The following is a 15,774-nucleotide window of genomic DNA, read 5'->3' on the forward strand; positions in this document are numbered from 1 at the left end:
CAAAGATAAGAGGGGCGGGTTTGGTGGGAACAGTTAGGTTGGATCAGTAAGGCAAGGTCACGCGGTATTTTTGGCCGAGTGTCGTGAGTGTGCCATTCTGGAGCATCTCCTCGAAGAAGCTGTCAAAACGAATTCTTAGCGGATCAAATTTAGCTTGTTTCGGAAAAGCCATAAAGCCGTCTCGCACATCTATTATCGGCATGATTGGCGTAATTGCTTTAGGGATTTTGATTTGGGCGAGCACTGCATTGGTATTGCGACTATTGGTGGCGAGTAAATCTAAATCACCCCGCGAAAGCCGTTCTATGCCACTTTTAATATCGACAAATTCATTGATATTTAATGATTTAGTTTGTTCAGTAAACCTTGTGCCATAACTCCAGCCCTGCATTTTTCCAATCCGTTGTGTTTTAATACTGGCATAGTCGCCATTCCACACTATTTCATTGTCTGCCCGAGCATAAAACACCATATCATCGCGGTAAAATGCCTTCGCCGCAAAAACCAAGTTGGCATTACGCTCTGGGGTATCGTAGGGACCAATAAGAATATCCGCTTGGCCACGTTCAACCATAGAGATAGCGCGGCGCCATGGGGTAATTTGATAGTGAATGTTCACACTTTGCTGCTGGGCGAAGCGATTCAAAATATCGACACCTAAGCCGGTATATTCGCCATTGGCTTGTAGTTCAAAAATTTGACTGAAACTCGAACCCACTGCGAGCAGGTCTTTGGCCTGTGCAGTCAAGCAAAGGCTGCTGAGCGCCAAAAGGACGACTTGTGCAAAGCCTTTGCTGAGTATCATGGCATTCCTTGTGTGGTTTGAATGCGGGAGGTTAGAACACAGTCTCTCGTAAAAGCGGCGATATTATTATGCAATTCACTAAGGTTAAGGTTAGCAAATTTTACCCAGATTTGATTGAACGTTAACATTTTAATGTTTTGAAATAAATGGAAGATAAATCGTAAGGGCATTAAGCCGTTGATCTTCAATCGATACATCATCCTATCTCTCAGCCTGCTTAGTTACGCCTAAAAGTTTCAATTTGTATCGTTTGTAAGTGAGAATGAGAAATGTATTTTAGCTATGCGTTTAAATCAATTAAGGCCGAATAAAGGGGATTGGGGTATGCTCTGCCATTCATTGATTTATACCCCAATGCTGGGCGGTTTATTTGAGCGGGATGTTATGAAGCTGCAGGAAATAGATAAAACCTTGTATCGTAAAAATATGAATTTATTCATTGTTATTCTAGTTGTTAGCTTAGTCGTGTTATCACTGATTTTTGGTACTGGACTCATTGCGCTGTTTGGGGTGACGCCAGTGCCAGGTGAGCCAACAGGTAATTTTCACTTGAATCTCTTAGGCGTGATTTTCAGTTTGAGTCTGTGTAGCGCCGTGATTTACAACTTAAAAGACCGACCTTTTTTCAGTGAAATTTATTATGTGTGGCAATTGAAGCAGCTCCATAATCGTATCTATCGCAAGTTGATAAAGATTAAAGCCGCTGCGGCGCAAAATGATGTGAATGCTTTGATTATATTGCTTTTTTATTACACCAGTTTAAGACAAGTGTATGTACTCGATGATAATACGCTGACCTTACCGGCACTGACTCAAGATCTTAATCGTCTAAATGCGCAAATCGAGAGCTTAGGCCTATTGCTTTCGCCCGAACAATTTACGCTCGAGTTGCTGACAAGATCTTTCTGATGCTGACAAGATAAGATGAGGATTGCTCCTCACCTTGCCATCATCTAGCCCTTATCTTGTCTTTGTCGTCCTTGCCCAGAATGAGGTCAGCGAGTTTCACTTATGCGGCTTGCTGGGCTCTTTGTAGTGTGAGTAACCACTTACCATAGATGTAAATTCCTACCGCTGAGATAGTCCCTATGGCGGCTATGATGTACCACGCCATGCCAATGTTATGGCTGTGGTACAGCAATTGAGTGAGATCGTGTGCGTTTTCACCTGTGTAACTCACCAAAGTAGTAAAGGCTTCACCTTGGGGAATGGCGCTGACCTCAGTGCTGTTCATGCCGCGCTCTAGCAATAAATCCCGCGAAAACAATTCCTTTGATGCATAAATCTCATAGAGTTTAGGGCCAAAGTAGCCTTCTAATCCCCAGCCGATCCCTTGGGGCAACATCACAAATCCTAAGTACATGGCTTTTTTGCCTTCGGGAGCAATATTACCCATAAACTCGTTTTTCTTCGGGCTAATCATCATTTCGCCAATGGAGAACATGGCAATCGCGAATACGATAAACCATGCCGCATGGAAAGCACCGATAAACACAAAAGCTAAAATACTCAGCAAACAACCAATAAACATAGCGGTAGTAATACGGTATTTAGCCGTCAGCGCCGCGACGATAAAACAGCAGGTCATAATCAGGCCCGCATTGAGGTTTAACATGCCTTCGGGCATCACCTTAGTGCCTTCGTTATTGAGGCCAAGCCAAAATTGCAGAATACCGTTACTGGTGCCTTCGCTGCCAAAGAGAGAGGTGACGATTACGCTGGTATCGACCCATTCGGAAATATGGATAGGCAGCACATCGAATAGGGCATTGAACAAGAACCAAAATCCTGAAAAAACGAGCATATAGTAGATCACAATCGGCTTTTTCAGCTCGCGCCAAGCATCACGCCACAGGGATTCTTGTTCGACTTCACCCGATTTTATTTGCTTATTGCGTTCCAGTCGCTCGGCTTTACCTGGCTCGGTATAGGTGAGTAAGAATAAGAAGTTGAGTGAAATAATCGCGGCGCAGGCGAAAAATACATTGTCCCACGACAATTGGCGCATATGCACGGCAACCAAGGGCCCGAGGAAACCGCCAATGTTTACAACTTGGTAAAAAATGCCCCAAGCCATTGAAGTGTTATTGCGATTAGTGGACAGCACTAAGGTGCCTTGAATGCCCGGTTTAAATATCCCTGTGCCTATGGCGAGGAGTAATGCACCGACAAGGAAGCCCCAAAAGCTGGGGAAGAATGCCATGACGAGATAGCCAAAGATTTTAATGATGGTGGAGCCGAAGATGGTTTCTTTGTAGCCCACTCGGTCAGACATGCCACCGGTGAATACGGGCACAAAGGTTTGCATGATTGCCCAGAGGGAAATAATAATGCCGTAGTCACTCAGGCTGATCCCAAGGCCGCCCGCAGACTCTGGCGCTTTAGCGTACAGTCCTGCACTGGCTTTAACACCGTAGTAGGCTATACGCTCGACTAACTCCATACCGCCAACTAACCAAAACACATAACCTAAGCTAGTAATGGAGGCCCACATGCCGAGCTGTTTGACTTCTCGCAGATCGTTGCCTGCATTTGGACTATTCTGACTCATGTCCTTCCCTTATTATTGTTATTGAATTTATTTCTATTTAACCCATTAATTATCAAAAACTTAAATTTATAAAGTTAATGATTTCATCTTGCTTAAATACGTTAATGGGCTTGCTTGAACGGATACTTTACCTAATTCGGCCTTAAACACCAAAAAAGTAGCAGAAAATGATGAATTAACCCACATCTGTTATTGAACTGTACTGAGTTTGTCATTTGGCTGAAATTGGACTGTTTCTTCTTAAGTCATTGTGATGATTAATCTTTATTGTTAATTATTCACAATGAACATGCTTTGAGTTCTCGCTATTTTTAGGTACAATCCATTGTCGCATTTTTGTTCACCCGATCATTTTTCTAGATAGATACGACTCTAGCCCCCCTTTTTGTGAGAAACGCTAATGACAGCAACAACATCTAATCATGCTCCTGCGGATATGAGCTTGCTCGAGGAGCCGATTGCGAAGCTTTTTTGGCGCTATACCATACCCACCATAGCCTCTATGTTGGTGACGGGCGTATATGTGACAATTGATGGCATCTTTGTTGGCCACTATTTAGGTGAAACAGGGTTGGCGGGGATGATGTTAGCTTACCCTGTTGGCGCGATTTTATACGCTATTGGCGCCATGATAGGTATGGGTAGCGCGGCATTAGTGTCAATCAATCTTGGCCAAGGTAATGTAGTCAAGGCCCGTAAACTACTGGGTAATGCCTTTACGTTATGTTTATTAACGGGATGCTTTTTTGCCCTTGTTGGTGGGATATTTTCGCGAGATATTTTGGTTGCTCTCGGGGCGCAAGGGGAGATGCTCGAAAACGCTAATGAATACTTATTCTGGTATTTTGCACTGTGTCATTTTCCCATAATTTCAATGACCTTCACCACACTGCTGCGTAATGATGGCAGGCCATCCATGGTGACTTGGGTGCTGATTTTGGGGGGTGTATTAAACACTTTCTTAGACTGGCTGTTTATTGTGGTTTTCCCCTTTGGTTTAGCAGGTGCAGCGATTGCGACTATGTTGTCGCAGGCGGTAACGGGGCTTTTGTGTTTGCAGCATTTTTTCAGTCCGCGCACTCAGCTTAAAATCACTTTTGAGCAGATGAAGCTCAAGCTCGATAATTGCCTTAATATAGCCCGCGTTGGTTTCCCCAGCTTTTTGATGAATCTGTATTTGTCGATAGTGTTAACCCTGCATAATACGGCTTTTTTGTGGGTTGGCGGTCCATTACATGTTGCGGCCTATGGTGTGGTGAGTTACACAGAAGCGTTTTTCTATCTGATTTTTGAGGGCATTGCGCTTGGTACTCAACCTATTTATAGCTTCAACGCGGGAGCTGGGCGTTTCGATAGGGTTAAACAAGCGCGCAATATTGCCTTTGGTATGACGTTACTTACCGCAGCTTTAGGTTTAGCGCTGATTTATTCTCGCCCTGAATGGTTAGTGTATTTGTTTGCCGGTGATAATCCGAATTTAACACCAGTGGCGATTGAAGGTATGCGCTGGTATTTTTGGGGCTTGCCTATGGAAGGCTTAATCTTAGTCGGTGCGAGTTTCTTCCAAGCGATTAACTGTTCGAAACAAGCTTCTATGCTGACGGGCGCTAAGCTTATTCTTATCGCTGCGATCATCTACTGCTTTGCATGGGCGTTCGGCGTGATTGGTGTGTGGGTGTCGCTCGCGACCTGTAGCACTATCTTGACGATATGGATGTTTTACGCCATGAAGCGAGTCGAGGCTCGTCTGCATTAATCCTTGCTTTGGGTTGTATTGGTTTCGCCTGATATATTGACAAGACAAGGGGCGAGGCAAGTAACCTGTAGCTGTGGCATAAGTGTTTAGTTTTACGTAAATTTTACAATTGGGGCGATTAATGGCCCCGATTGTAATTGCCTGCATATCTTTCGTCGTTAAACATGACTTAGGGCTAGCGTGGGATGATGGCCTCTGGTACATTTCGCTGGTTTAATCTGCAATCAAAAATGACTTATCCAAGTGTGCTGTTGAGCCGAGGCTATAGCCCTCAATTAACAGACTGAGTTCGCTTAGGCTTTTGGGTCGATTGATTGTTGATATGACTGGGTATTGAGCCGAATGACTCGCTCGTTGATTTTAGTAATTTATGTTTTATGAGGCCCTTATGCGCACCACTGCAGTCATTTCTATGCTGTTGCTTGGCGTGTTAACGACAGTTAATGCCAGTGCCAAAGAGAATGAGTTAGTGTTTGCCAGCGACTTCGAAGGCAATCGTTTATCTCAACCTTGGTCGTGGATCATGGGTTGTCAATTTGAAGGCGCTGAACCTCACACAGGTGAAAGTGCGCTGCTTTGCGTCGAAGGCAATAGCAGTATCGTCAGTAAGTATCCTATTTCTGAAGCGGGTCTATTAGAGTTTTGGGTCAAAACCCAGAATACTCAAACCCAATATCGAATCAATGTATTGACCTCTCCGGTATTAAAGCTCGATGCCCAGTGGCAGCATGTTGCTTTAATCGATATCACCCCTGGGGCTAACGAATATTTAGCACACCGAGTGTCTATTGATGATCCGAGTCGCCAATATATCCGTCTTGATATTGAGGCCATTAATGGCCCTATCAGTTTGGACGATTTGAGCTTAGGTAAAATTCGCCTTGATATGGCCCTGCAAAAAAATGAGCAGAAAATTATCGGCGGGATTTTAGATAAGCTGAAAGCTGACAAGAATTACGAAGTGCAGTCTGAGTCATTTCGTACTTTAGGTAAAAATTATGCCGCCCAGCTAGAGAGCCAAAGACAATACCTCGAGTACTCGAATGCTATTTATTCAAGTATCACCTTTGTGTTGGCGACGTCTGAACGCAATAAAATGTCTAACCCTATGGGATATAACACCTTTAGGTCGGTTTTAACTGACGCTAAACGTGTGGCATCACCTCTCCAACAGGCGCGTTTAGGCTCTATGGTTAAACCCTTTGGTGACTTGGCTACTGCCACCTTAAACGTGGTTAGTGCCGGTGCGTATTCCGCCTTTGCCGAACCCTTTAAGTCATTCTTAGCTGCGACTTTTGATCGCTCTAATTATGACAACAGTGACTTAAGCCGTAGTGATAAAAAGTTTGCTGAAGAAAATGGCCTGAAAATTTATCAGCAGGCCGAACGGTTTATGTCTGAAATCGAAAAAGAACTGCAACAAGTCACTGCACTTGACAATGATTTAGTCAGTATGCAGAAGAACTTAGATAATTTCCGTAAGGATCTCGACAAACATCTGCGCAGTTACTTACAGCATGCCAGTATTGCCCGCACACCTGAAAATTACAGCCGAGTGATGAGTAAAGACGAGCAGGCACGCGCGCTGGTGATTGCCGAGGCGAGTGCCAATATCAGTGCTAAAGCTGAGGCGCTATTGGCTTCGAACAGCAATGCAGAGTTAGTGCAGTACATGATTAAAACCACTGAGAAGATTGATGAATTTCAAGAGTTCAAGGAACGTTTTAATCAGATCACTTCGGCCATGCTGACCTTCTACGACAAATTTGAGCGCTCAATTGCCGCCGAGCAAAACCCCTTTACTGATCCTAGCGATCGCGCCGTGTGGGAGCAGCACGCCAAAAGCGCCCGTAACTACATTCGCCAGTCGAAGGAAGCGTTCACTAAAGCCTTTATGTAAAGGATTGTTGTAAGTAAGTGGTAGTAACGGCCTAAAATTATGGCGATTTTTCTATTTTAGGTTTGGAGTTATCAAGGATAAAACAGGTAGTCAGAATCATTTCTGTTAGTGGGCAAGGATGATGAGTAAACCCTATACAACAACTCGGTTTGACACAGATACCGCCACAATGGCGATATTTGATCCCGCGGCATTAACTCATCGCTGTGAAGATACGGCTGATTGGTGGTCTGTGCCGAGTGACGAAATTTTGGAAATCAATCAAGGTCATGTGCTATTCGTAGGACTTGGCGCCGATGGCTGTTATGAGGTTGAAATTTTCCGTAAGCTAGGTGAGGCTGGGCTCAATTCGAATTATCTCTCTGCAAACTTAACAATATTGTCAGGGTGCCTGTATATTGGCGCCGCCGAGCAAGTTCCAGCAGGAGATCTTGGGCCTGAAACAACCTATGGCGGCGCTTTAATTTATGCTGTGCGAGGGAATATTGAGGTGAGGGTGTATCGGCTTACACCCCATAAACTGGTGGTTGAATATGAGTCAACCTCAGAAGATGTACTAAACGAGTTTACGTCTAGCCCATTACTTTAAGCGGCTTACTTTATTCGCTACCATTTTTAATCCCTATATGGGCTGTTAAACACCAAAGGTAACTTGTTAATCATCAGGGGTAAAAAAGCAATTTAACATTATGAGTTCTATGATGAATAATACTAAATGGCGCGAATGTATGACGCTGTTAGCTTCTCGTCCTGTGTATTTGCAACTACAGTTGGTCGGTGAAGAGGACTTTCCTCTCGATTATGAAGCTTCAAATCAAGTGTTATCCGAGATCATGGCTACTGATTGTCTTTTTGTGCAAAGGTGTATTCGCTATAAATCCATTAACGCGATTAGAATTGCGAAAACCGTTTTTCCCGCCGGTTTGGCGGATGACAATGTATTTCTGCTTGCTGAATTAAAAATCAGATTACAGCAACTCGGCCAGTTACCACTAATTGAAGACGATCAGTTTATTGTTATTCATGGCTATCATGACCTCATGGTTTGTTGAATCCAGAGCATCTACACTGGCTTACAACACACACCATATCTTAAGTTCGCTCTGCGATGGAGTTCATAGACTTCACAACCTAACAATGGCTCAGTTCTATTAAGAACTGCGCCAAAACGTTCAAAGTAGTCCTCATTAACTTGTTTTGCACTGATAAGTGGTACTTCAATACTGACATCTACACGACCTTTACGTATCAACGCTGGGTCAAGATTATCAGGATGATTTGTGGTCATTATTACAAGGCAGTCATCAAGAGGAATGATTCCGTCTAACGCGTTTAGAACGCCACCTAAAGTGAGTGGTGGGTTATCTGCATTACTTTCAGCAGTACGTGATACCGTAGCCTTTACACAGTCACAGTCCTCTATTAACAACATAGCTCCGGGCGGTACCTTTCTAATCGCCTTATGAATAGTGGCATCATTTACAGTCGATAGATTCAATATGTATAGATCGCGATGATACTCAACAGCTAAGGCTCTCGCTATACCCGTCTTACCTGTACCCGTTTTGCCATGTAACAGTATGGTTAGCTTACTTACAACCGATTTTCCCCTACTTGCGAAGTTATCAACTTCCCTCATCAACTCCTGCTTAAACCCTTCATCTAGCACTAATTCACTAAAACCCGATGATTTCAATGTGCCGTAGCGACACCATTCGGTTTCTTCGAAAATATTCACTTTCGGCTCGGTAGAGATGTCTCCACGAGTATGTTCTAAAAAACTATATAGTTTATCTTTTGCCCACCATGGTGCACTTACAGTAATAGTATCGTATGCCATCGTACTATCGACCTTAGATCGGGTAGCCAACATGAAACAACCACCGTATTTAAACAGGTGCATACCGTAGCCGATAGACTTAACACTGACACGCCCGTCGTAACTCACACTATAGTCATAGTACACAGCCTCAGAGATAGAGCGTGAAAAAAACGGAATAGTAGTATTACTGATCAAAAAGGACAGTTTATTGAATACCTCTGTGCGCGCCTGATGACTATCGTCTATAGTGAGCCGCACAAACAGCAGACTACTGAGCCAACTTAACAGCTTCGCGGGGACATCTTTTAGCATATAGCCTACGAGTCCAATTAACGTAAATGTTAATACTCCAACAATGACAGCCGTCAACAAAGGATCACCATTGGTGAGCGCCTTTATTTGTAGTAATACCTCGTTCATTTACTCACCTTTACTATAAATGCCTCATGGACATAGTCGAGAATACTATCAACCGAGTCGAGGATACTATCAAGGTATCCTCAGTATGTGCGCTATCGCACGCGGTTAAAGCGACTTGATAAAGATCCCCAGCTTATTACTAACGATTACCTTAGGTCGTAGCAATATCACACTGTAAATCAATGTCTTAATATTTAATTGATATTTAAGCTTTCACTAACGTACGCAGATAAATATCAGAGATGGCGCCGTTCATCAAAGAGCTGGATGGGGCGGCCCTGCATCCACGGATTGACTTGAACAACATCCGCGTTTAACTGCCAGTTCGCCATCTGATAGGCAGGACGCCTGAATGTCGTGCAATGCAGGGATGCATGAGAACGACCATGGCTCTCGTTCATAAGCTTAAAGCCCTCGGTTTCTATTCACAGAGTCGGCGAGTGAATGCCATGGCAAGCCTGTAAACTGCTTGTCAATAAACGTTAATTGGTAAGCAGTGTTAGTGGTTTATCAGCCTACAAATCAAATATCATTCAGCGAAGTCTCAATAAGAAAGCCGCTAATGAAGGCGGCTTTTGTGTTTCGATTATTCCATAACCTTTGAATTTTCTTGGTTACATTAAATCTCGAGGCATTATAGCAAATACACGTTCAAGCTGCAGGCGCCGTGGGCGCCGACGACGAGGGCTTGTTCGATATCGGCGGTTTTTGATGGACCTGCGATAAACACCCCGAACTCACCTGAGGCTAACGTGATTTCTTTAGCTGCCTGATGTAGGGTCGGCACAATCTTATTCGTTGGCAGGGCTAAGATCAGGTTTTCACAGATAAAAGGTGTCACTCTGTGGCCTAGATTCTTATTGTTAACCCAAATGGCACCGTTTTCGGCAACGCCAATGTCACCTGGGATCACTGCATAATCTATGTTTTTGAGCTCGTGGGCTGTGGGTGGCATTTCACGGTTTGCCGTGACACCCTCTACAAGGGAGATGACCTGTAACCCTTGGGCGATAAGTTCATCGACTTTGGCTTGCAGGGCTTTGATGCCACCTTCTTTATGCAGCGTACCCGCGACAGTATTGAGGTTGGTCTCGAACTGGCCGACGAGATTTTCGACTCTTGGCGTCACATCTATGCTTGGCATAGGATGATTTGTTAAGGCCGACAGTTTGAGCGCATTGAGAATTTCAAGTTTACTAGACATCTTATAGGCTCCTGTGTTTCTTAAACCAAGCTTCGAAGCTGGAGTTCGGGGCAACGGGCAGTTCACGGTATTTACCCCATGCACCGCTAAAGGGTTTTAACAGACTACCCGGTAGAATGCGCAGCGCAGTTCTCGCCATACTCATAGAGCAGTTCAGCATGGTTTCGCTTGCCATAAATTTACCCACTAATGGCATGTAACTGTTTTTGCCATAGGGGAGTTTTCCGGCTTCAGCCTTAAGGCGTCTGTGGTGGAAAATAATCTTATCGAGCGGCACCTTAGTTGGGCAGATATAGGTACAGCTGCCACACAAGGTACAGGCCCAGGCAATCGAGTTAGTGTCATCAATCTTAGCGCCCACTGCGATACCAATTGGGCCAGGGATGGTGTAGTTGTAGCTGTAACCGCCGGAGCGACGATACACAGGACAGGTATTGAGGCAACCACCACAACGAATACACTTCAATGATTCTGCGAGGATTTTATCCTTGAGCATCTCAGTGCGGCCATTGTCGACGATAATAATGTGCATCTCACCTTCGGGCTGTGGGCCACGGTAAAAGGCGCTATAAGTCGTGACAGGTTGGCCTGTGGCGTTGCGTGCCAGTGTGCGTAGCAAGACGGCTGCGCTATCGATATCGGGCACCACTTTGTCGATGCCCATTGAATGCAACTGCAACTTAGGCAGGTTAGCACCCATGTCGGCGTTGCCTTCGTTCGTGCAGACCACCACGGCGCCTTTATCGGCAATCGCCATGTTCACGCCTGTCATCGCGGCATCGGCGCTAAGGAACTGTTCACGCAGGTGGGCACGGGCGGCGCGGGTTAAATACAAGGGATCGGCTGCCCCTGCTTTAGTGCCGAGTTTCTCATGGAAGAGTTCGCCGACTTCTTCCTTTTTCATATGGATAGCAGGCACGACTATGTGTGATGGTGGCATTTTGGCGAGCTGAATAATCCGCTCACCTAAATCGGTGTCTATGACCTCAATGCCACGTTGTTCTAAGTACGGATTGAGGTGACATTCCTCGGTCAGCATAGACTTAGACTTCACCAACTTTTTGACTTTATGGCGGGATAAAATGTCATGCACGATACGATTATGCTCTGCGCCATCTTTCGCCCAATGGACTTGTATGCCGTTGGCGATACAGTTTTGTTCAAAGGTTTCAAGATATTGAGCAAGATGGGTTAGCGTGTGGAGCTTAATTTCTGAGCCAAGCTGACGCAGTTGTTCCCATTCTGGGATGCTACCCGCGGCGCGGTCGCGTTTTTCTCTGAGCATCCATAGCGCTTTTGAATGCCAGTCGACACGGGTTTCGTCGCGGCAAAAAATATCGGCTTTATGGGCATGGACTTGGGAGCCATTAGCTCCGTGATTATGATTGTAAGCCATGGTGAGTCTCCTAGATCGCGGCGTTTAGCACTTGCGCTATGTGGCGAATTTCAATCGGCAATTGCTGTCTGCGGATCATGCCATCGAGGTGCAACAGGCATGAGGGATCAAAACCCACCACATACTCAGCACCCGTTGCGGCGTGGGCTTGGGCCTTGTCTTTGCCCATTTTGGCTGACACTGCGCCTTCATCGACGGCGAAGGTGCCACCAAAGCCGCAGCATTCGTCACGGCGGTCTGGATACACTATGTCTATGCCTGCAATATTGGCCAATACAGCTTCGACTTTGTTGAATCTTGGCCCCATTTGCTCACTTGGGGTGGCAAGGCTTAACATGCGAATGCCATGGCAACTTAGTTGCAGGCTTACCTTGTGCGCGAAGGGCTTGGTAAAGGCGGGGATCGGCGCGATATCGTGTAAAAACTCTGTGAGTTCATAGAGTTTGTTGATCACAGCTTGTGCTTCTGGGCTGCTATCAAACTCGTGGAAGTTTTCTTTGGCGGCCACTAAACAAGAGGCGGCAGGGCAAACAATAGCGTCGCATTCCACTCCTTTAAAGGCGTTGAGCAATTTAAGGGTGGTACTGCGTGCTGCATCGAAGCAACCCGAGTTTGTCATCGGCTGGCCACAGCATGTTTGACCCGCGGGTAGAATCACTTGGTGCCCGAGTTTCTCTAATAATTCCAAGGTGGCAATCGCGACCTCTGGCATCATTTGATTGACTAGACACGGGATGAAAAGGGCGATTTTCATTGTGTTTTCTCTTTCTTGTTAGTGAACGACATTGCCTTGCAGTGTGACCCAATATCCACACTAATGCTAAGGTAGTTGATCAAATATAGGCCTATCTTAGCGGAATAAGTAGCCCTAATTTAGTAAATGAGCTTGTAGATTTTTTCAAAAATGAGAATATTTTAACTTTATGATTACATTGATTTTAAAATGTATTTATTCAGGTTTGAAATTCTCAAAAAATACTTAATGACAAATAAATGAGAATAGTTCGCTTATATAAACAAACGGGGCTAAAAATAGCCCCGTTGTTTACTACTGACATACCAGATTAGCGGCTGCACTCTTCGAGCAGATAAGCTAAGTGGCGGTAGGAAATGCCGCTGTGTTGGGTCAAACCGACTTCGCACATACGGTTGGCGTAATAGCCTTCCTTAATCTCGACAGGAATGAGCTTTTTGATATTACGCAGTGCGCTGGCGTTGATTTCAGGCTTATACAAGCCTTTTTCACCCGCGTAACCGCAGCAGTCAATTCCTGCAGGTTTGAGCACTTGTGCAGAGCAGGCATCAGCGATTGCTTGCATCTTAGGTTCAAGTTTCATCTTGCGTGCGCTACAACCTAAGTGCAGTGCCACATTGACTTTTTTGCTGATGTTGAGCTTAGTCAGTAGCTTGTCATGCATAAACTCAACTAAGTCGATAATTTGTACTTTTGGATTACCTGACAAAGTGCGGTAAGTGCAAGACAGGGCATCGACGATCACTGGCAGCTTGCCACCATTGGTCATCTTGCTCACTGCATCGATAAGTTCTTGGCGTTTGGCATCGGCGTTTTTAAAGTCGCCCTTAGATTCCCACATCTGGCCGCAACATAAATCGCGGGTTTTTTCTGGCGTGATGACGTTATAGCCAGCACGTTCCAGCAGCGTGACAACCACCTCTGGCAAAGTGCGGTTATCGGGATCTTTTGGCGTCGGACCAAAGGTTCTACCGCCACAGGCTGGGAAGTAAACCACTGTTTCTTGGCCAACTTTAGCGGGGGATGGTTTTGGCAATTTGCCGCCTTTCGGGAAATCGGGGTTCCAATAAGGCACTTCTTTTGAAATCAAACGGCCGGTTTTCATTAGGGCACTGGTAATGTTGTCGCCAGTGATCTTGTGGATCACGCCAAGCATGTCAAAACCTGAACTGATAACCTGGTTAACTGCGCCAAAGTGTTTGGCTTGGAAATCTAAGACTTTTTGTTCAGTAGTGCTGATGTACGGCGTGCGCAGTTTACGCACCAGTTGGCCCATGCTGTTATCCACTGGACAAGCAATAGTGCAAAGCTGGCAGGCGGCACAGGTATCAACTACATCGTATTTAGCGGCGGCGCGCATTTCTGCTGCGGCGGCTTTATCACCGGATTGTTCTAAACGTTCGATTTCACGCAGAGTCGCAATACGCTGACGAGGTGAGAAGTTGAGTGCTGATGTTGGACAGGTTTTTTCACAGAAACCACATTCGATACATTTATCAACAAAATCATCGACCACAGGGCAGGGCTTGATGTTTTTAACGTGGACATTGCTATCGTCGTTAAGAATAACGCCTGGGTTTAGAATACCCTGTGGATCAAATACTTGTTTGATGCTCTTCATCAAAGTGTAAGCATCTTGTCCCCATTCTTTTTCGACGAACGGCGCGACAGCACGGCCAGTACCATGCTCGGCTTTCATTGAACCGTCGTACTTATTAATCACCATGTCGGCAATATCATCCATAAAGGCATGGAAACGATTGATATCAGCTTGAGTCGAGAAGGTGGGGGTAATGATAAAGTGGAAGTTCCCCGCAAGAGCATGGCCATAAATACAGCCTTCAGGGTAACCATGTTTATGGAAAAGCTCAGTGATATCGTGCGCCGCAGCAGCAAGGTGCTCTAGTTCAAAGGCCACGTCTTCGATGATAACTGAGGTTCCCTTTGGACGCTCACCACCTACAATCGGGAACAAGCCTTTGCGCATTGCCCAGTATTTGTCATAAACCGCTGGATTAGTACTAAATTCCATTGGGCGGATAAAGTCAAAGCCGGCGAGTTTCGCGGTGACATCTTGAGTATAATTTTCTAAGGTTTTGTCGTCATCAGCACGGGATTCTATCAGTAGAATAGCGGATAGGGCCGGTAATTCTGATAACCAATCTGGCATGCCAGGCTTGCCCGTTACTGCTTTGATTGATGGCCAATCAAGGAGTTCAGCAGCAGAAACGCTTTCACCGTTTATCAGTGGTATGGCTCGTGCGGCATCTTCCATATTATGGAATACGGCCATAGCTGAGGCTTTAAATTTAGCTTCATTCACTGTGTGATAAGTGACTTCATTAATAAAGGCTAAGGTGCCTTCCATCCCCACCATTAAGTGGTTGATGATGTCAAATGGGTCGGTAAAATCGAGTAACGAATTGATGCCGTAGCCGGTGGTATTTTTAATGGAATACTTTTTACGAATTCTGTCCGCTAACACTGTGTTATGGCGAGTCATGTGCGACAGTTCTGTCAGCGCATCCAGTATTTTTCCATGGGATTTAACAAAGGCAGCTTTCGATTTTTCACAGCCAGTATCGAGTTCAGTACCATCTGCAAAAAGAAGTTTCGCGGAAGCGATAGTTTGGTAACTGTTTTGCGCAGTACCACAGCACATTCCCGAAGCATTGTTTGCCACAATACCACCAATTTTGGCGGAGCCTATGGTGGCGGGATCGGGACCAATTTTGCGGTTAAGCGGCGCGAGTACGGCGTTAGCGTCGGAACCAATGACAGCCGCACCTAAGGTGATCTGTTTGGCATCGCTACTGACTTCAATCTTTCTAAAACCATCATGGCCAAGGATCAACAAAATACCTTCACCGATAGCTTGGCCAGATAAACTGGTTCCAGCGGCCCTAAACGTGACGGGTGCATCATGCTTACGGGCAACGGCTAATGTGAGCTTTACCTGTTCTAGGGTTTCTGCATGGACAACCACTTCTGGGACTATCCTGAAGTAGCTTGCATCGGTGGACCAGGCAAAACGGCGAACGGGATCATCCGTCACGGGATGATCACCTAATTGCGTTCTTAGATCATCGATGACCAGTTTATAGTTAATCGACATAGCATCACTCTCTTTATTAATAGATTAAAGCCGAAGTCACTGGGAGTGACT

General features: G+C 45.4%; 12 protein-coding genes. 5 read left to right on the forward strand and 7 right to left on the reverse strand.

Annotation, left to right across the window (positions count from 1 at the left end; translation table 11 throughout):
- Positions 1–43: 43 nt before the first annotated feature.
- Positions 44–805: an ABC transporter substrate-binding protein gene (locus tag HUB64_RS11990; protein WP_173497058.1), complete on the reverse strand. Its 762-nt coding sequence runs from the start codon at positions 803–805 to the stop codon at positions 44–46.
- A 384-nt stretch (positions 806–1,189) separates the two neighbouring features.
- Between HUB64_RS11990 and HUB64_RS11995 the strand changes: the two genes are divergently transcribed.
- On the forward strand, positions 1,190–1,714 hold the full coding sequence (locus tag HUB64_RS11995) for a DUF3087 domain-containing protein (protein WP_173497913.1): 525 nt from the start codon (positions 1,190–1,192) through the stop codon (positions 1,712–1,714).
- A 100-nt stretch (positions 1,715–1,814) separates the two neighbouring features.
- Here the strand turns inward: HUB64_RS11995 and HUB64_RS12000 are convergent, their stop codons facing one another.
- Positions 1,815–3,356, reverse strand: coding sequence for an MFS transporter (locus HUB64_RS12000; RefSeq protein ID WP_028760700.1), 1,542 nt, complete (start codon positions 3,354–3,356; stop codon positions 1,815–1,817).
- Positions 3,357–3,756: 400 nt separating this feature from the next.
- Here HUB64_RS12000 and HUB64_RS12005 point away from each other — a divergent pair, with 400 nt between their 5' ends.
- From HUB64_RS12005 to HUB64_RS12020, 4 genes are all read left to right on the forward strand, one after another.
- On the forward strand, positions 3,757–5,112 hold the full coding sequence (locus tag HUB64_RS12005) for an MATE family efflux transporter (protein WP_028760699.1): 1,356 nt from the start codon (positions 3,757–3,759) through the stop codon (positions 5,110–5,112).
- A 388-nt stretch (positions 5,113–5,500) separates the two neighbouring features.
- The gene (locus tag HUB64_RS12010) at positions 5,501–7,012 is read left to right on the forward strand and encodes a hypothetical protein (protein WP_113941018.1); all 1,512 of its coding nucleotides are present in this window, start codon (positions 5,501–5,503) and stop codon (positions 7,010–7,012) included.
- A gap of 121 nt (positions 7,013–7,133) precedes the next feature.
- A complete protein-coding gene (locus HUB64_RS12015) occupies positions 7,134–7,601 on the forward strand; it encodes a DUF6386 family protein (RefSeq protein ID WP_242068337.1) in 468 nt (155 codons plus the stop codon).
- Positions 7,602–7,713: 112 nt separating this feature from the next.
- Positions 7,714–8,064, forward strand: coding sequence for a hypothetical protein (locus HUB64_RS12020; protein WP_254451413.1), 351 nt, complete (start codon positions 7,714–7,716; stop codon positions 8,062–8,064).
- 11 nt (positions 8,065–8,075) lie between these two features.
- Here the strand turns inward: HUB64_RS12020 and HUB64_RS12025 are convergent, their stop codons facing one another.
- The 5 genes from HUB64_RS12025 to HUB64_RS12045 all read right to left on the reverse strand — a co-directional run bounded on the left by HUB64_RS12025 (position 8,076) and on the right by HUB64_RS12045 (position 15,723).
- A complete protein-coding gene (locus HUB64_RS12025) occupies positions 8,076–9,254 on the reverse strand; it encodes an AAA family ATPase (RefSeq protein WP_173497059.1) in 1,179 nt (392 codons plus the stop codon).
- Positions 9,255–9,888: 634 nt separating this feature from the next.
- Entirely contained in the window at positions 9,889–10,458 is a 570-nt protein-coding gene (locus tag HUB64_RS12030; protein ID WP_028760696.1) for an LUD domain-containing protein, read from the reverse strand.
- A gap of 1 nt (position 10,459) precedes the next feature.
- On the reverse strand, positions 10,460–11,854 hold the full coding sequence (locus HUB64_RS12035; RefSeq protein WP_173245996.1) for a lactate utilization protein B: 1,395 nt from the start codon (positions 11,852–11,854) through the stop codon (positions 10,460–10,462).
- 10 nt (positions 11,855–11,864) lie between these two features.
- Entirely contained in the window at positions 11,865–12,608 is a 744-nt protein-coding gene (locus HUB64_RS12040; protein WP_173245993.1) for a (Fe-S)-binding protein, read from the reverse strand.
- Positions 12,609–12,918: 310 nt separating this feature from the next.
- On the reverse strand, positions 12,919–15,723 hold the full coding sequence (locus HUB64_RS12045; RefSeq protein ID WP_173497060.1) for an FAD-binding and (Fe-S)-binding domain-containing protein: 2,805 nt from the start codon (positions 15,721–15,723) through the stop codon (positions 12,919–12,921).
- Positions 15,724–15,774: the final 51 nt, after the last annotated feature.

This window comes from Shewanella sp. ISTPL2, assembly GCF_013283205.1.
Taxonomy (GTDB): Bacteria; Pseudomonadota; Gammaproteobacteria; order Enterobacterales; family Shewanellaceae; genus Shewanella; species Shewanella oncorhynchi.

Excerpts from the sequence above, each read along its gene's own strand:
- HUB64_RS12005 (WP_028760699.1), top strand. The coding sequence starts at position 3,757 with ATGACAGCAACAACATCTAATCATGCTCCTGCGGATATGAGCTTGCTC.
- HUB64_RS11995 (WP_173497913.1), top strand. The coding sequence starts at position 1,190 with ATGAAGCTGCAGGAAATAGATAAAACCTTGTATCGTAAAAATATGAAT.
- HUB64_RS12000 (WP_028760700.1), bottom strand. The coding sequence starts at position 3,356 with ATGAGTCAGAATAGTCCAAATGCAGGCAACGATCTGCGAGAAGTCAAA.
- HUB64_RS12045 (WP_173497060.1), bottom strand. The coding sequence starts at position 15,723 with ATGTCGATTAACTATAAACTGGTCATCGATGATCTAAGAACGCAATTA.
- HUB64_RS12015 (WP_242068337.1), top strand. The coding sequence starts at position 7,134 with ATGAGTAAACCCTATACAACAACTCGGTTTGACACAGATACCGCCACA.
- HUB64_RS12010 (WP_113941018.1), top strand. The coding sequence starts at position 5,501 with ATGCGCACCACTGCAGTCATTTCTATGCTGTTGCTTGGCGTGTTAACG.
- HUB64_RS12040 (WP_173245993.1), bottom strand. The coding sequence starts at position 12,608 with ATGAAAATCGCCCTTTTCATCCCGTGTCTAGTCAATCAAATGATGCCA.
- HUB64_RS12035 (WP_173245996.1), bottom strand. The coding sequence starts at position 11,854 with ATGGCTTACAATCATAATCACGGAGCTAATGGCTCCCAAGTCCATGCC.
- HUB64_RS12030 (WP_028760696.1), bottom strand. The coding sequence starts at position 10,458 with ATGTCTAGTAAACTTGAAATTCTCAATGCGCTCAAACTGTCGGCCTTA.
- HUB64_RS12020 (WP_254451413.1), top strand. The coding sequence starts at position 7,714 with ATGAATAATACTAAATGGCGCGAATGTATGACGCTGTTAGCTTCTCGT.
- HUB64_RS12025 (WP_173497059.1), bottom strand. The coding sequence starts at position 9,254 with ATGAACGAGGTATTACTACAAATAAAGGCGCTCACCAATGGTGATCCT.
- HUB64_RS11990 (WP_173497058.1), bottom strand. The coding sequence starts at position 805 with ATGATACTCAGCAAAGGCTTTGCACAAGTCGTCCTTTTGGCGCTCAGC.